Origin of the sequence: Undibacterium sp. Ji42W (genome assembly GCF_049340405.1) — a bacterium.
In the GTDB taxonomy this organism is placed as follows: Bacteria; Pseudomonadota; Gammaproteobacteria; order Burkholderiales; family Burkholderiaceae_D; genus Undibacterium.
The window spans coordinates 1-15777 of sequence record NZ_JBMPOV010000002.1; the positions used below are offsets into that span (position 1 = coordinate 1).

The following is a 15777-nucleotide window of genomic DNA, read 5'->3' on the forward strand; positions in this document are numbered from 1 at the left end:
CGCCGAATTTTTTCGACAGAACTGTTGCAATCGCTGCTGTCAGTGTAGTTTTACCGTGATCAACGTGGCCAATTGTACCGACGTTGACGTGCGGCTTGGTGCGCTCGAACTTACCTTTTGCCATTTTGGACTCCTAACGATTTTGATGAGAATGCTCAGGCACGCGCCCGACAAATCAGACTTGAAAACACCAGATAACCTTGGTGCCCTTGACGTGGATTGAACACGTGGCCTCTCCCTTACCAAGGGAGTGCTCTACCACTGAGCTACAAGGGCAGCTTGCTGCGCAAAACCCCGCGCAAGTAAAACTGGAGCGGGTGAAGGGAATCGAACCCTCGTCATAAGCTTGGAAGGCTTCAGCTCTACCATTGAGCTACACCCGCAAAGGCTACCGCTTCAGCCGCTAACTTCTAAATTCAATTCTTTACCTGTGGTGGAGAGGGCTGGATTCGAACCAGCGTACTCGTAAGAGAACAGATTTACAGTCTGTCGCCTTTAACCACTCGGCCACCTCTCCGCAGGGAACCCCGAATTATGGAGATACTCGACCCAACTGTCAACACCCTTTTGAGAATTTCTTACTCAAACAAAGGCGGGATTCATCCAGAAACTTTATAAATATTTGATTTTATTGATCATTTATAAAATCATATGTAGTAAAAGGATACGATGAAAATCCACGACAGATGAGACAGATTGATTTCCTCACCATGCCTTTGTTGCAACTTACCTACAATCACCATTGCTGACAAGCTCAAGGTATGATGTGGACACCCTATTGCACACCTAAGCCATGGCCCGCACTCTCGCATCCGATTATCAATTGCAGCGCGACGATATCCTGGAAAAGGCAGCGACTGCCTTTGCCAACCATAGCTACCCCGGCACCTCCATGAGTGTACTGGCGCAGACCTGCGGCACCTCCAAAGCAAGGCTCTACCATTACTACCCCAGCAAAGAAGCCATTTTGTTTGATTTGCTGAACCGCTATACGCAAGTCCTGATCCGTCTGGCGGAGAGTCATCATGACTTGCCGGCGCTGATTGCGGCCTTCCTGGCGGAATATGAGCATTCCCAGACCCGCCATATCGCCTTGCTGAATGATGTGAAATTTCTGGAAGAGCCGCAGCGCAAGCTGATACTCGATGCGCAAAGAAAAATCGTCGATTTGTTCGCTGGCGCGATACAACGCAGCTTTCCAGAACGCACCACAGCACAAAACCGCAGTGCCATCACTATGCTCTTGTTTGGCATGATCAACTGGACATTCACCTGGCTGAAACCGCATCAGGATGCAGACAAAATTTCATATGCCGACTTTGCCGTACTGGTAACGCAGATTTTCATGCAGGGCATGCTGGGCGTACCCGTGACAGCACCAGAAAAACCGCAAGCTTAAGTTATTTGTCCTGCATGATTCCTGGAATTCAGTTTCTGGCGTGGGCAATCTGGTAAAACTCCAGCCCCTCAACAGCACCCAGCTCCAGTGAAAGCTCACCGATGCGCATCGCCAGTTTACGACTCAGGCCAACTGCCACGAAACGCCATTCAGAACGCCCTTCCTTGCAACTGATGTTCAGGGTGCCTGTTGCAATTTCATAGCCGCGCGCAAGTGCCATGTTGCGCAAGGCATCTTCACGCGGAATAAAGCCCTGGCGGAATTGCATGGTGATCGCCACCGCTGGCCGGGACGGCAGCCAGGCCTCAATCCTGGATACCCAGATCATGCAAGCTGCCGACAAAAACGCCAGCAGAATTGCAGCAGCATAAAAGCCGACACCAACCATCACACCTATGGCTGACGAAGCCCATAAAGACGCGGCAGTTGTCAAACCACTGATGGTAAAACCTTCGCGCATGATGACGCCGGCACCGAGGAAACCTATGCCGGTGACGATGCCCTGTATGGTACGTGAAGGATCGAGATTGACGGGATACAGAGCGCGCCCACCAAACCAGAAATCCGGGTAACCGGCAACCACCACCAGGGCGGCAGATGCCATGCACACCAGGCCATAAGTCCGCATGCCAGCAGCACGTCCATGATAAGAACGTTCATAGCCAACCACAAAACCCAATAGCATGGCGCCAGTCAGGTTCAGGAAAATAATTGCATTGGCATGCAATTCAGCGGCAGACCAGAAACTCATGAAATAGCTTGAAAAAGATTGCGTCATAAGTTTGCCTTATTATTGCTTGAGTGCAGCTTGAATGTAGCTTAAGTAGGTTGAAATGGCTAAATTGTATGTCTTGATAGTGTAACAATCCGCTTGCCTGCTCACCAGAAAAACCAATAGAAACCAGTAAAACATCGTCAAATAAATCCAGCGCCCGTAAAACAGGCAGTATGCGTTATAATCCTGCTTCTCTTTCATTGGGGAGTAGCCTGCTCCGGTTAAATCCGGGGAAACGCATCAACATACTTGGCCATCTGGTCATGGTGCGTTTGATACGATTTGCCGCAAGTGTGGCGATTGTATTGGGCAAGACCTTTGATAGTTATGTTTCCGCTGACCAGGGATGGGGCGGGATATAGCTGTCATCGGACAAAATTGCCCCATCCCGCCTATTCTCATGGAAGCTTTTCTCGTCTCTGCCCTTGCTGTCACCGTTGGTGAAATTGGTGATAAAACACAATTGCTCGCCCTGTTGCTGGCTGCCCGTTACAAAAAACCCGGCCCGATCGTGCTGGGCATACTGGTCGCAACGCTGGCCAACCATACCCTTGCCGGCCTGGTCGGACAACTGGTGGCAACACATATTGATGGCAACATCATGCGTTATCTGCTGGGTTTGTCTTTTCTGGCGATAGCTGCCTGGACGTTAAAGCCGGATGAGATGGATGATGGCGGCATCAGTGAAAGCCGTTATGGTGTTTTCATGCTGACTTGCGTGACTTTCTTCATCGCTGAAATTGGCGATAAAACCCAATTGGCGACAGTCGCACTGGCCGCCAAATATTCTGACCTGACGATGGTGATCGCCGGCACCACACTGGGCATGCTGATTGCGGATGTACCAGCAGTATTCCTGGGCAAGATTGCTGCACCGAATTTTCCTTTCAAATACGTACGCTGGTGTGCTGCCGCAGTTTTTGCAGTGCTGGGCGTGCTCGTATTGTTTGGTATGGAACTTAAATTTCCTGGACTGTAAACTTGGATAAAGGCCCGGTGCAGGATGAAGATAACCCGGCGTTCCCGTCCAGACGCAACAACGCCAACTTAATTCTGCAACAGGCTCTGCGCCATGTTGATATGATAAGACCATAGAATGATGATAGATACATGATTACGATTTACCACAATCCACGTTGCTCAAAATCGCGCGAAACCCTGGCGCTGGTACAGGCATATGCAGAAAAAACACAAATAGCTGTGCAAGTCATTGATTACCAAAAAACCCCTTTGAACTTTGAGGAATTGCAAAGCCTGCTGGCTGCTTTGGGCCTTGGTGATGCCGGTGGTGACGTGCAGTCCATGCTGCGCAATAACGAAGCTGAATATGCCAGCCTGCATTTGGCCAGCGCTGATGCAGCAACAGGTCTGGCTGCCATCGCTGCACAACCTCACTTATTGCAAAGACCGATAGTGACTTACCAAAATAAAGCGGTAATAGGACGTCCGCCGGAACACGTCCTCACCCTGTTCAAGAAAGCCTGAGCCGCCATGTCAGAATTTAAACTTGCCGCTGGCAGCCACGTCAAATTTGGTGGTATTTCCACTCAGTTGTACCCTATCCTGCGCCAGGGCCTGTCAGCAGACATGCCACGTCAGGGCTTCCAGGAAGAAGCCGCTATGCCCGCAGGTGGCATCATGGTGGGTGAATTGATGGCCTATTTTGCCGCCTGCGCCGCCTTTTGCAAAGCAACCAGCAGCCTGCATCATGAACACCAGCAAGTATTGGGAGAATTCGTCAATGCGCTGCAAAGCCAGCACGGTGAAAAACCCCAGATGCCAGAACTGGAAAACATTGCAGTTGCTGCTGGCCTGCCAGTGATACTGGAAATAGAACTAGGTGAAGATTGCGCACTCAAGGCTGACACGCACTTTGTCTCAGACAATGAAGCAGAGAAAAGCTGGAAACTGTGGCGTAGTGGCATCTTGCAACGCGAGGGTGGCATCCCGGCGTCCTGGATCAAGAAGTTTTATTTCCCGCGTCTACTCGATTATCGCGATGTCGCCAGCTCACGGAGCCCGCGCTCACTGGAGCAAACCACTGATACCGCGTTGATGGTGGGCGGGCTCATGCAATCCTGGCACAAGGATACGCCAGCAGATTTATTGCATGCGTTTCGCAAGCAATATGGCAGGATAAACTTTTCCCAGCACAGCAGTTTTGATGAAACTGCCCTGGAGCGCTTTTTCAACCTGAACCCCATGCTGGACCCAGCCACCCGTCTATTGAATCAAATGACGATATGGCAAGACATCGATGCCCTCGCCAAGAAGCAGGAAATTCCTCTGGCTTGAAAGACCTGCATAAGAAAATCCCGCCGTGAATTCAATCACCGGCGGGATTTTTTAATTGGAAGGACTGCGTTTGACAAAGAACAGCGCCGTACCTATCGCCATCAGTATCCCGCCAAAAAAACGGTTCTGGCTCTTCAGCCATTTAGGATCGCGGAAATAACGCTGCATCGTGGATGCGGCAAATGCATAGCCATGCATGACCACTAGGTCAATCGCGCACATGGTCACCCCCAGTATCAACAACTGTGGCAGCAGGGGCGCATCGTGAGAAATAAACTGGGGCAGTACCGCCACCATGAAAATGATGCCCTTGGGATTGGTCGCATTCGTCAAAAAGCCTGTCAAAAAGCGTCTGGACATGGCCGGCACCTGGGTAGTGGTTGCTTGATCAGCATTGGCGTCATTCGCAGCAGGGACATCAATTTTGGCACGCCATTGGCTGATGCCCAGATAAATCAGGTAAAGCGCGCCTACCGTCTTGACAACACTGAAAGCAAATTCAGACGCCATCAGGATGGAACCTACGCCAGCACCGGCAATTGCCAGTATCAGCAATAAACCAGCCTGCAAACCCATGATGGTGCCACTGGCCTTTTTAACACCGTAATTCAAACCATGAGACATCGACAGCACAGCGCCGGAGCCAGGTGACACGGCGATAACGCAGGCCGCAAAAAAGAAAGTAAGCCAGGTCGTGAAGTGCATGAGATTTGTCCCGCTGAAATGATCATTGATATCAGGGCATTGTAATACGTGGGCATTATCCTTGCAGTACGTGCTAGCACGTACTGCAAGGCATGCATACGGCTAGCCACGCATCATGGCTGCCAGCAACTGGCTCTTGAGGGTTTTGATGAGCGCAGTCTCGTCTGGTGGCACGCCTTCATCAGCATTCACAGCCCGGTCGGCATAAAACAGGCCCAGCGGTTTTTTCTGTATGACTAGCGGCAGGATGATAAAGCTGCATGCGTCCGGCAATAATTGCTTGTGCCAGTCGGGTAGCAGGCTTTGTATCTTGGGGGCAGAGGCATCGGATATCATCAGATCAACATTATTGCTCATCGCCAGATGGAATAAATTCTGGTCCGGCTTGCCGCTGAAAGCAAAGCCTTTTTGTCGTTCCTGATAATTCTCACCTATCGCCAGGCGCGCGACATAACGCACGGTTTGCAAGTCACGCAGACAGACTGTAGCAAAACGAAAACCCATGCTGCTGTACAAGGTTTCAAGTACCAGCAGGATCAGGTCATTCAATTTGAAATTGTCAGACGCCAGCATTTGCGTGACATCCTGCACACCGGCCAGCAAAAGATCGCGGGCCTGCTTGGGCTTGCCGCTGGGGTGGCGTTCATCATTCTGGATTTCGCCAGCTTCATAATTTTGTAACAATAGATCGTTTGGCACACCATTGGTGGTGTTGGCATCGGCTTCACCAATCTGGATGTCACCCATGGCAATATCCATGCTCTTGGCCAATTGCCGTGTTTCTGTCTCGACCTTGGTCAGCATTTCGTCAAGTATGGCCTGATCAAAGTCGAGTGCCTTGCCATATTTCAGCAATAAGGGTTTGGCTTTTTCACTCAGACTGCCGCTACCGGCACTCATGATGGTTGAAGCCAGCGCATCGCTGAAACTGGCTACCTGGCGCAGCCATTCAGCGCGGGTATTCACCTTCTTTAATTCTCCTCCCGGCAAAGGCAGCAGTGACTGGATGATGGTGTCAGGTATCTTCCACTCTTGCAGGGCCATCTCACCAAAGCGCTCATAACTGCACCCCAGCAATGTGGAGGCAGCTTCCTGCGAGGTGGTCTGGCCGGTCTGCAGCATGGCTTGTATGCGGCTATACAGAGGATGATCATAGGACGCCACCAGAATCTTGCCGACATTCTTGAACAAGGCTGCCACTGCCGCTTCTTCGCCATCCTGAAATCGACCACGCGCAGCCATTTCACGTCCTACTATGCTTGCACACAAGGCTTGCACCAGTTCACGCCTGACGCTATTGGCATGGCTTTTATCCTTGAAGCAATCGACCAGCAACATCGCCATGGCACTGGTCTTGATGCTATTAAAACCCAGCAGGAAGATCGCCCGTGAAATGGTAGTGACAGGTGCGCCTGCACTGGTGCGGTAATGGATGGTATTCGACAGCCTGAGTATTTTTTGTGTCAGGGCGACGTCGGCCAGCACAAAATGCGCAAGCTTGGCGACCGGGTCTTCACTGGAGGAAGTAATTTCGACGACCTTGGTAATCGACACACCCAAGGTCGGCAAACTACTTTCTTCATTGATTTGCCTGATCAGCCGGTCACGCGGCAATTCTGGTGCGTGCTGATCCAGATGTACAGAAGCTTGAATAGTCATGGTCTCCGCAACTACTTACTTTCTTAACAAAACCATTCTGAAGTCTGGTTGTTTAATCTTTATAGTTAATCTTTACTTGGCAACCCGGGCAGCATTGATGCCGTATTTTTTCTGCAATTCGTCATACAGGCCGCGTATCGCTTTCAGACGCGGATTCATGGGATCAAGGCGACGCGCTGACTCAATCAGATTGCGCGCAAGTTCGCCAGTGGCATGATCCCAGCCCATGTTTTCCAGGCATTTCAAGGCGGCCAGCGCCGCGTTCAAGACCACTTGCGGGTTGTCGGGTGACTTGCGTGCGGCAGCTGCCATCATTTCCACAGAGCCACGGAAATCACCCTGCTTGGCTTTTTGTACACCCAGAGCCACCAGGTCCATGACTTCTTTCTGGCTGCGTTGTGCCAGTTCTTTGGCAAGATGCCCCTTGCCTGCACTTTCAAATACGCCCATGGCCTTGCTCATGACTTGCTGGTTGCTGGCATTTTTCATGACATCGAGAATAATCTCGGAAGCATTGTCTTCCTGATTATTTTCAAGACAACTTTTTGCCAGCCCCAGTTTGGCTTCCGTCGAAAGACCTATGTCTTCACGGGTTGCGGCCACGGCATTGTCAAGTTCTTCACTGAGTCTGGCGTCACCGGTCTTGGCATGGACCATGGCAGCAGAGATAGCCCGCACAGCGGCAGTTTTTTTCATGCCTACCATGTTCTTTTCGAGATCACGGATAACGGATTTGGCCTGTTCGGTATCCCCCTTCTTGACGAGGGCATCGACCAGATTCATATGATCTTCAGGATCACGGAACTCAGAGAACTTGGCTTTGCTGACCACTTTTTTGAAGACATTTTCAGCCGTTTCTATATCGCCGGTCTCAAGGGATATCTTACCCAGCTTGCGCAAACGCCTGACGGCATGCGGGGAAACGCCAACGGCGACATCAAGCACCTCTTTTGCCTCTGGCAGTTCACCCACCATTTCATGGGTCTTGGCCAGCCAGTCATAGGCATCCATGTATTTGTTGTTTTCTGCTACCAGGTTTTTCAGGATTTCTTCAGCTTCCTGGTATTTGCCCTGCATGAACAGGGTTTTGGCCAGGCCCAGGCGCGCCCAGGCTACTGCCTTTAATTCGAATAAATGTTTATATAATTCTTCAGCTTCAGCCGCTTCGCCTTGTATGACGTGCAATTCTGCACGCAAACGCATGAAATCTATCGCATATTTGGGAAAATCACGCTCGCCATGGTGGCAGGCCGTGATGGCTTCCGGGATAGCGCCCTGTTCCATCAGGTTATGGACATCGACAAAGGCCTTGCGTTTTTCCAGGGCACGGATAACGCGCTCCAGCAACATGTCGGCGGTAAATGGTTTGAGCAGGTAGTCGGAAGGTGCAAGCTCAGCCGCGCTGACGACCTTGGCATAGGAGCGTTCTGCCGTCACCATGATGAAGATGGTTGATAAGGGTGCCAACTTGTGATGCCGCATGTCTTCCAGCAGTTGCTGGCCGTCCTGGCCTACACCAAGATCATATTCACACAGGATAAGGTCAAACACCTTGGCCTGTATCGTGCGCACAGCAATACCCGCAGAAAGTCCGTGTTCTATCTTGGTGATGCCACAAAGATTCAGCATATTATGCAAACTGACCCGCATGCCTGCATGCGGTTCGATGAGCAATGCCCTGATATCGCTGAGTTCGCTCATTTCAACCTTTAGCGTAATTTATTGTTGGTATCTCTGCGGCGCTTGCCTGGCCGTCCCCTGGCTGGCAGGCCTGATCTGCTTGTACAAGCTCAAAAAGGCAATTTCATTATATTGAAGTGACGGCGCATTGATGTAGAAACTTTACCCCCATATGACGACAATGTTGCAAGGCTTTAACATATTTAACGCATTTACTTGAATATCTTCGCTATTAACAGGACGAATAAAGAGATCAGGATGGTGGAGGCGAAGGGAAAAGAGAAATTACGGCCAAACAGTTTGAAACGCAGATCACCAGGCAGCCGCCCTATACCGAGCTTTTCCAGCCAGGGCAAAAGGCTGGAAAACACCAGGACGGCGATAAAAATGGTTAATACCCAGCGCAGCAAAGCCAGCTCCTGTTTGTTTTAAAAAAAGCAATTGACTTTGATTCAAGTCTGCCCGCAGCCATCATAAGCGGTGACTGCGGTCCAGGCGTAATATATTTTCTGGCAACTCCACGCCATGCCCCATGACCAGCACTTTGAATAACTCCCCCATTTCCGCTGGCGAGACCAGTTTTTGCAGGGCGTTTGCCTTTGGCAGATAATCCATGACTTGTTCTGCTGATGTACGCGCCAGCACATCGGCTATGCCAGCTGCAGTCAAAAAGCTGGCCTGGCTGGTATAGTTCAATAACTCCAATCCCGCTGCCAGACCCGCCTTGGCCATGGCCGTAAAGTCAACATGGGCGGTAATGTCCTGCAAGCCTGGCAAATAAAAGGGGTCTGGGTGGGCATGATGGCGGTAATGGCACATCAGGCTGCCTTGCTGGCGTTGCAGGTGATAATACTCGGCCGCCGGGAAACCATAATCGATCAGTATCGCGGCGGCCGGCTTGCCGCTGGCGAGCAACATGGCGGCCAGGCTGTGCATGAATCCGCTAGCGATGGCATGAACTTCAGTCAGGTAACCGACTGGCAATTCATCGGCAAAAGGGATTTGCTCAATCTTGTCAGGGCTACATGTTTGTGGCTGTTCACGGAAAATCAGTCTTGGCGCATGATCGTCAATATCTTCGTCCACCACCGCCACGCCGACTTCATGCCAGCCATCTGCCGTCTTGATGACCAGGTCAACCGGCATGGCATCGAGCACCTCATTGCCCAGCACCAGGCCAGAAAAAGAGCCTGGCATTTTTTGCAACCATTGCACTTGTGGAAAGCCTTTCAGCAATTCTTCCTGACGTGCGCGCAGTTCGCCGGACAATTCCACGATAAAATAGCGCTCTATCGCGATTCCTGATAATTGACATTCCGACAAAAAATCCAAGGCCAGCTTGCCCGTGCCTGCACCGAACTCCATGACTTCGGCCGCAGTTTGACTGAATAACTGACTTGCCAGCCTGGCCAGGGTGGCTCCAAATAGCGGCGACATTTCTGGTGCGGTTGTAAAATCACCGTCTTTGCCTAATTTTGTAGCACCGCCGCTGTAATAACCAAGGTCGGGCGCATACAACGCCAGTTCCATGTAGCGCGAAAACGGTATCCAGCCCTGATGTTGGCGGATATCGTCGATAATCAGTTGTTGCAAAGCAGATGAAGCGGCCAGCGCATCATCGCCAGGCACAGGTAGAGATAATTTATGCATAGCCGCATTGTATTGAAAACACAGTAATCCTTGTCAAGAATTTCCATGAGTGAGATATGAGCAGTTATAGATATGAACACTAAGCAAGCACCCCGCACAGCACTGATCACCGGTGCCGCCAAACGCATAGGGCGGCATATCGCCCTGCATATGGCGCGGCAGGGTTGGGATATTCTTGTCCATTATGGCAATTCAGCAGCAGAAGCGCAGACCCTGGTGACAGAAATCCAGACAATGGGCCGCCGCGCCCATGCCTTGCAGGCCGACCTGGCAAATGAAACAGCAACACATGCCTTGCTACCCGCAGCGATAGCTGCCATGGGCAAGATAGATTGCATCGTCAATAATGCCTCGCTGTTTGCAGAAGATGATGTACACAGCTTCAGCCAGGCCAGCCTGGACAGGCATATGCATGCCAACCTGGCCGCGCCCATCATACTGGCGCAAGCCCTGCATGCGGCAACTGAAGATGGCGAACAGACCTGCGTCATCAATCTGCTGGATCAGAAGCTGTACAACCTGAATCCTGATTTTTTGTCTTACACCCTGTCCAAGGCAGCACTGCAATGTGCGACGACGACACTGGCGCAGGCACTGGCCCCTAAAGTCCGGGTAGTTGGCGTTGCACCCGGCATCACCATGGAATCAGGCCATCAAAGCACGGCAGATTTCCAGCGGGCACATCAGGTCACGCCGCTGGGTCGTTCCAGCATGCCTGAAGATATTGCCCGCACCGTCTGTTTTCTGGCGGACAGCCCTGCCATGACTGGCACCACTATCCTCGTCGATGGCGGCCAGCACCTTATTCCCTTGCAGCGCGACGTCATGTTCCTGGCGACTGCAAACCAAGTTATTTCACCTTAATCCCGGGACCACCATGTTATCCATCCTGCATCACCCCCAGCTGTCAGACTGCCGCCGCCTGTTCTTGCGCAATTATGAAATCTCCATCAACATCGGCGTACATGAGTTCGAGAAAAAGGGCGAGCAACGCGTGCTCTTCAATGTCGATCTGTATATCCCGCTGGCCCTGTCTACACCCAAGGATGACCAACTGGAAGAAGTCGTCGATTATGATTTCATGCGTTGCACGATAGCCGACCGTATTTCCAAAGGTCATGTCCACCTGCAGGAAACCCTGTGTGATGATGTCGCCGCTATCATGCTGGCACATCCCAAAGTGCGCGCAGTGCGCATCTCTACCATGAAGCCAGATGTCTATCCAGATTGCGAAGGCGTAGGCGTAGAAGTATTCAAGATCAAAACCGACATTTAAGCCCGAATTTACGCAAGAATTTAAAGCCATATCATGCAAGCTCTGAACGATACATTGATGGACACCCCGGTCGAAGTAAAAGCCACGGTCAAGTCACAGGAAAAAATCACCTACGAAAACAATAAGCTGCACAAGCGCTTATGCCGCCTGGTTGGCCAGGCGATAGGTGATTTCAATATGATAGAAGAAGGCGACAAGGTCATGGTTTGCCTGTCTGGCGGCAAGGACAGTTATGCCCTGCTGGATATCCTGATGACCCTGCGTGAACGTGCGCCCATCAATTTCGATATCGTCGCCGTCAATTTAGACCAGAAGCAACCGAACTTCCCCGACCATATCCTGCCAGCCTATCTGGAAAAACTGGGCATACCCTACCATATAGAAAACCAGGATACCTATAGCATCGTCAAGCGCCTGATCCCGGAAGGCAAAACGACTTGCTCGCTGTGCTCACGCCTGCGCCGTGGTATTTTGTATCGTGTGGCCGATGAACTGGGCGCCACCAAGATCGCGCTTGGCCATCATCGTGACGATATCCTGGAAACTTTTTTCTTGAACATGTTCTTCGGCGGAAAACTCAAAGGCATGCCAGCCAAGCTGCAATCTGACGATGGCAAACACATCGTCATCCGCCCCCTGGCCTATGTCAAAGAGTCAGACACTGAACGCTATGCTGAAGTCAAAAACTTCCCCATCATCCCCTGCGATTTATGCGGCTCGCAAGAGAATCTGCAACGCAAGCAAATCAAGGGCCTGATGCGTGAATGGGACAAAAAATTCCCTGGCCGTGTGGACAATATCTTTGCGTCCCTGTCCACCGTCGCACCTTCACATCTGATGGACAAGAACTTGTTCAATTTCACTGATCTGAAAGTTGATGGCGAGGCAAATCCAAATGGCGATATCGCCTTTGATGATGAACCTTGTGCGACGCCTGCTGCGGGAGTGATTTCGCTGCATTTGAATCAGAATTAAAAATACCTGCTGCATGAGCATCTGATACAACTCACTTAATCAAGCGCTAGGATTTCAGCTCCGTCGCCAGAAAATCGACAAAGCTGCGGATCTTGGCGCTAGGGCGGCGGTTTGGTAGCATCAATACATGTAAGGGGCGGCTGAGCGGCGTTTCATGCGGCAGCACTCTCACCAGCTTTCCCGTGAGCAGATCGTTACTCACCAAAACCTCGGCCAACAGGGCGATGCCAAGCCCGCCCAATGCCGCAGCACGTTGCGAGTGGCCACTATTGACGCGCAAGCGTCCACGTACCGATACAGGTACCTGGCCAGTAGCCTGAACGAAAAACCACACGCCCGGCGTCGATGAGCCAGTAAAATCAACGCATTGGTGCAGGGCCAGATCAGCCAATATTTCAGGTTCACCACAACGCGCTATGTAGGCTGGCGAGGCACACGGCACCAGCCGCAAAGGCGCCAGCGAGCGGCCTATGAGGCCCGAATCGGGTAATTCACCACCGCGTATCGCTACATCAAACCCCTGATCCAATAAATCTACCCGACTGTCATTGAGGACTAACTCAATCTCGACTTCGGGATGTTTTTCAAGATATGCCGTGATGATCGCTGGCAGCACCACCGAGCCTATCGAATGTGGTGCCGTCACTCGCAATATGCCGCGCGGTGCAGCATGCAGGCCAAGGGCGTCGGCTTCCGCGCCCTCCAGTTCGGCCATGATGGTCTTGCAGCGCTCATAAAAAGCCATGCCAAGTTCAGTCAGCTTCTGACGGCGCGTTGTCCGGTTCAGCAGCAGGCCGCCCAGATGCGCTTCGAGATAGCGTATGTGATTGCCCACCATCGGTGCCGACAGGTTGGTAGCGTCAGCGGCAGCGGCAAAGCTCCCCTTCTCTACCACTTTGACAAAGGTGCTGATAGCGGCAAAACGGTCCATTCGTTAATCCTATTTACGAGTCTATGTGCGATATTACTATTTTTCCAGTCGATTGTTACGGTCAAGATGGCACTGTTCTCTTCCGAACAACAACAAATAGGAAAATATCATGACTACATTAAATCGTATTCTCGCTGTCGGTGCCGCTGGTAAATTTGCTGGCCTGGTTGTCCCTGAACTGGTCAAACGCGGCGCCATTGTGCGTGGCCTGGTCCGTCATCCGGAAAAAGTGGAAGAGGCGCGTGCGAATGGCGCGACAGAAATCGCCATCGGCGATCTGAGCGACCGTGCTGCGATTGAGTCTGCCCTGCAAGGTGTAGATGGCGTTTTTTATCTGGCTCCAGCTTTTCTGCAAGACGAAGCGCAGGTTGGCGTACAACTGGTTGAAGCTGCCAAAGCAGCAGGTGTGCTCCGCTTTGTATTCTCTGGAGCAATTCACCCGGTCATTAGTCAACTGGCCAATCATAATGGCAAGCCAGCGGTGGAAGAAGCCCTGATCCGTGCTGGCATACAGTATACCTTGTTGCAACCTGGTGTTTTCTATCAAAACATGGCACCAGCCCTGCCAGTGGCAGCCGAACATGGCGTATTTGCCGAGCCGTTTTCAAGCACTTCAACCCTGGGCCGGGTGGATTATCGCGATGTAGCCGAAGTGGCCGCGCTCGCATTGACCAGCGATGCCCTGGCCTATGGCACGTTTGAGCTGACCGCAGGCGAAAATACCGACCGTGACCATGTGGTAAGCATCATGAGCGAAGTGCTGGGACGCGAAGTCAAGTCAGCTACACCTTCATTTGAGCAATGGGCAGCCATGGTTCATTTGCCAGATGCCGCACGACCCACGCAGATGCTGCGCGCTATGTATGCGTATTACGACAGGCATGGTTTGCAAGGCAACTCGCTGACTTTGCGGGCAATCCTGGGCAGGGAACCCCGCAGTCTGAAAGCCTATTTCACCGAGCTGGCACAGGCCCAATCTTTGGTTAACTCTCGCTAAGGACATGGGTATGACAACCAAGCATAACTCGTACATTGCCAGGGAAACTGCAATCAATACGGTATTCAGTGTTGTTCTCGGTATCGCGTTTGCGTTCCTGTTTTTTCAATCGGACACCCATATCGATTTGGGAAGCCGTAAGGTTGTTCTGGATATCATGCCGCAAAGCTTCGCGGTTGCCTTTATGAGCTCGCTGATACCGTCCTTGTTAACCCACCAGCGTCGCAGTAATGGGAAGCTGCAAGCACTGGAAAGCAAGCATAGCTTGCCGCGCAATGTATTTTTGCGAAGCACAGTAACGGGTGTCATTGTCACGACTATCTGTACGGCGGCCTACGCCGTTCTGGGGCCAGCACAGGGGGCGATTGTTTTAATACTGGGTCAGTTTGTGATGTTAAAGGCTGTTTTTGGTGGAATCTTATCGCTCGTCGTCACACCCATTGCTTTGATCAGTGCTTTAAGGGATGCATTATGAAATCAGATAACACCGTCATTCATCATCAACAACATGATCAGGATCGTGCCTTCATGGCGGACCTCCGTGCGGCACTCGCATCAGCCCCGAAACTTGAACTAACACCCGAAGCGCGCCCTGGCTTTGATGTTCTGATGAGCCAAGTGCCGGATGCAGATGCAGTTGACTATGAGCCATTCAGCGTTGCCGGCATACCAGGCGTGTGGTGCCGCCCTGCTGGTGCGCAAAATGATGCAGCCATCTTGTACCTGCATGGCGGTGGCTATGTGCTGGGCTCATCCGCTGCTTACCAGAACCTGGCTGCTCAGATCGCCGCCCGCACTGGCGTTGAAGCCTTCGTACCCGATTATCGCCTGGCACCTGAGCATCATTTCCCTGGTGCTTTGGAAGATGCCATCACAGCTTACAAGGGCTTGATTGCGCTGGGCTACCGCCATATCGCCCTGGTAGGCGATTCTGCAGGTGGTGGATTGGCGCTGGCCGTGCTGTCCCGTTTGCAAGAGCTTGCCGGAACAGCAGGTCTGACACCACCAGTTTGTGCGGCAGTCATGTCACCCTGGACCGACCTAAGCCTGTCTGGTGCATCGATGAGCACAAGGGCTGCATATGATCCATTATTGAGCCGCGAAGTGTTGGCCAAGGCTGCCGTGCTGTATCTGGGCAATCAGAGCGTCGAGACCAAAGATCCTCTGGTTTCTGCCTTGTTTGCCCGGCATGAAGGACTCGCCCCTGTCAGGCTGCATGTTGGGGCAGACGAAGTGCTGATGGACGATGCGATCCGCTATGCGCAAGTACTCAGCGCGGCAGGCGGAACGGCTGAGGCACATGTATGGGAAGGGATGACGCATGTCTTTCCCGCCAGCCTGTCATCACTGATAGCCGCCCGTGAGGCACTGGACGATATTGGTAATTTTTTGCGCCAGCATTTAATGTAAGCACAATAATTTGCAGCAACAGCAT

The 15777-nt window shown here is 51.9% G+C and carries 18 protein-coding genes, 3 tRNA genes and 1 riboswitch; of the genes, 10 read left to right on the plus strand and 11 right to left on the minus strand.

The features are described 5' to 3' along the window. The 4 genes from ACO0LG_RS03300 to ACO0LG_RS03315 form a co-directional block, all read right to left on the minus strand. Positions 1-124: GTP-binding protein (locus tag ACO0LG_RS03300; RefSeq protein WP_017454492.1), on the minus strand; the 124-nt coding region annotated here is incomplete at its 3' end. 77 nt (positions 125-201) lie between these two features. Further along, positions 202-276 (minus strand) — tRNA-Thr (locus tag ACO0LG_RS03305). A 33-nt stretch (positions 277-309) separates the two neighbouring features. Continuing rightward, positions 310-383: transfer RNA gene (locus ACO0LG_RS03310), tRNA-Gly, on the minus strand. A 48-nt stretch (positions 384-431) separates the two neighbouring features. Then, positions 432-517 (minus strand) — tRNA-Tyr (locus tag ACO0LG_RS03315). Between the two features lie 276 nt (positions 518-793). Here ACO0LG_RS03315 and ACO0LG_RS03320 point away from each other — a divergent pair. Continuing rightward, on the plus strand, positions 794-1399 hold the full coding sequence (locus tag ACO0LG_RS03320; RefSeq protein WP_423023303.1) for a TetR/AcrR family transcriptional regulator: 606 nt from the start codon (positions 794-796) through the stop codon (positions 1397-1399). 28 nt (positions 1400-1427) lie between these two features. Here ACO0LG_RS03320 and ACO0LG_RS03325 read toward each other — a convergent pair whose 3' ends face one another. Next, the gene (locus ACO0LG_RS03325) at positions 1428-2177 is read right to left on the minus strand and encodes an MgtC/SapB family protein (protein WP_423023305.1); all 750 of its coding nucleotides are present in this window, start codon (positions 2175-2177) and stop codon (positions 1428-1430) included. 187 nt (positions 2178-2364) lie between these two features. Further along, a riboswitch (yybP-ykoY riboswitch) is annotated at positions 2365-2481 on the plus strand. A 93-nt stretch (positions 2482-2574) separates the two neighbouring features. Here ACO0LG_RS03325 and ACO0LG_RS03330 point away from each other — a divergent pair. The 3 genes from ACO0LG_RS03330 to ACO0LG_RS03340 all read left to right on the plus strand — a co-directional run bounded on the left by ACO0LG_RS03330 (position 2575) and on the right by ACO0LG_RS03340 (position 4469). Continuing rightward, positions 2575-3153: a TMEM165/GDT1 family protein gene (locus tag ACO0LG_RS03330; RefSeq protein WP_423023307.1), complete on the plus strand. Its 579-nt coding sequence runs from the start codon at positions 2575-2577 to the stop codon at positions 3151-3153. Between the two features lie 131 nt (positions 3154-3284). Continuing rightward, positions 3285-3659, plus strand: coding sequence for an ArsC/Spx/MgsR family protein (locus ACO0LG_RS03335; RefSeq protein WP_423023309.1), 375 nt, complete (start codon positions 3285-3287; stop codon positions 3657-3659). 6 nt (positions 3660-3665) lie between these two features. Beyond that, positions 3666-4469 (plus strand): hypothetical protein, encoded by an 804-nt coding sequence (locus tag ACO0LG_RS03340; RefSeq protein WP_423023311.1) that lies wholly within the window; start codon positions 3666-3668, stop codon positions 4467-4469. 51 nt (positions 4470-4520) lie between these two features. On the opposite strand, the gene ACO0LG_RS03345 is transcribed toward ACO0LG_RS03340, so the two are convergent. The 5 genes from ACO0LG_RS03345 to ACO0LG_RS03365 form a co-directional block, all read right to left on the minus strand. Continuing rightward, a complete protein-coding gene (locus tag ACO0LG_RS03345; protein ID WP_423023313.1) occupies positions 4521-5174 on the minus strand; it encodes a LysE family transporter in 654 nt (217 codons plus the stop codon). Between the two features lie 102 nt (positions 5175-5276). Further along, on the minus strand, positions 5277-6833 hold the full coding sequence (locus tag ACO0LG_RS03350; protein ID WP_423023315.1) for an HDOD domain-containing protein: 1557 nt from the start codon (positions 6831-6833) through the stop codon (positions 5277-5279). A gap of 72 nt (positions 6834-6905) precedes the next feature. Further along, positions 6906-8534, minus strand: a complete 1629-nt coding sequence (locus ACO0LG_RS03355; RefSeq protein ID WP_423023317.1) for a tetratricopeptide repeat protein — start codon at positions 8532-8534, stop codon at positions 6906-6908. Positions 8535-8725: 191 nt separating this feature from the next. Beyond that, positions 8726-8923: a DUF2905 domain-containing protein gene (locus tag ACO0LG_RS03360; protein ID WP_423023319.1), complete on the minus strand. Its 198-nt coding sequence runs from the start codon at positions 8921-8923 to the stop codon at positions 8726-8728. 61 nt (positions 8924-8984) lie between these two features. Next, a complete protein-coding gene (locus ACO0LG_RS03365) occupies positions 8985-10163 on the minus strand; it encodes a class I SAM-dependent methyltransferase (protein WP_423023321.1) in 1179 nt (392 codons plus the stop codon). A 72-nt stretch (positions 10164-10235) separates the two neighbouring features. Here ACO0LG_RS03365 and ACO0LG_RS03370 point away from each other — a divergent pair, with 72 nt between their 5' ends. The 3 genes from ACO0LG_RS03370 to ttcA are packed head-to-tail and all read left to right on the plus strand — an operon-like array spanning position 10236 to position 12414. Further along, a complete protein-coding gene (locus ACO0LG_RS03370; RefSeq protein ID WP_423023323.1) occupies positions 10236-11027 on the plus strand; it encodes an SDR family oxidoreductase in 792 nt (263 codons plus the stop codon). A gap of 13 nt (positions 11028-11040) precedes the next feature. Continuing rightward, entirely contained in the window at positions 11041-11439 is a 399-nt protein-coding gene (locus ACO0LG_RS03375; protein WP_422949034.1) for a dihydroneopterin aldolase, read from the plus strand. Between the two features lie 33 nt (positions 11440-11472). Continuing rightward, on the plus strand, positions 11473-12414 hold the full coding sequence (gene ttcA, locus ACO0LG_RS03380; protein WP_423023325.1) for a tRNA 2-thiocytidine(32) synthetase TtcA: 942 nt from the start codon (positions 11473-11475) through the stop codon (positions 12412-12414). Positions 12415-12460: 46 nt separating this feature from the next. Here ttcA and ACO0LG_RS03385 read toward each other — a convergent pair whose 3' ends face one another. Then, positions 12461-13345: a LysR substrate-binding domain-containing protein gene (locus ACO0LG_RS03385; protein ID WP_423023327.1), complete on the minus strand. Its 885-nt coding sequence runs from the start codon at positions 13343-13345 to the stop codon at positions 12461-12463. Between the two features lie 109 nt (positions 13346-13454). On the opposite strand from ACO0LG_RS03385, the gene ACO0LG_RS03390 reads away from it, so the two are divergent. The 3 genes from ACO0LG_RS03390 to ACO0LG_RS03400 are packed head-to-tail and all read left to right on the plus strand — an operon-like array spanning position 13455 to position 15752. After that, the gene (locus ACO0LG_RS03390; protein WP_423023329.1) at positions 13455-14342 is read left to right on the plus strand and encodes an NmrA family NAD(P)-binding protein; all 888 of its coding nucleotides are present in this window, start codon (positions 13455-13457) and stop codon (positions 14340-14342) included. A gap of 10 nt (positions 14343-14352) precedes the next feature. Beyond that, positions 14353-14817 (plus strand): hypothetical protein, encoded by a 465-nt coding sequence (locus ACO0LG_RS03395; RefSeq protein WP_423023331.1) that lies wholly within the window; start codon positions 14353-14355, stop codon positions 14815-14817. Further along, positions 14814-15752, plus strand: coding sequence for an alpha/beta hydrolase (locus ACO0LG_RS03400; protein WP_423023333.1), 939 nt, complete (start codon positions 14814-14816; stop codon positions 15750-15752). Before ACO0LG_RS03395 ends, ACO0LG_RS03400 begins: the two co-directional genes overlap by 4 nt. The last annotated feature ends 25 nt before the right edge of the window (positions 15753-15777 follow it).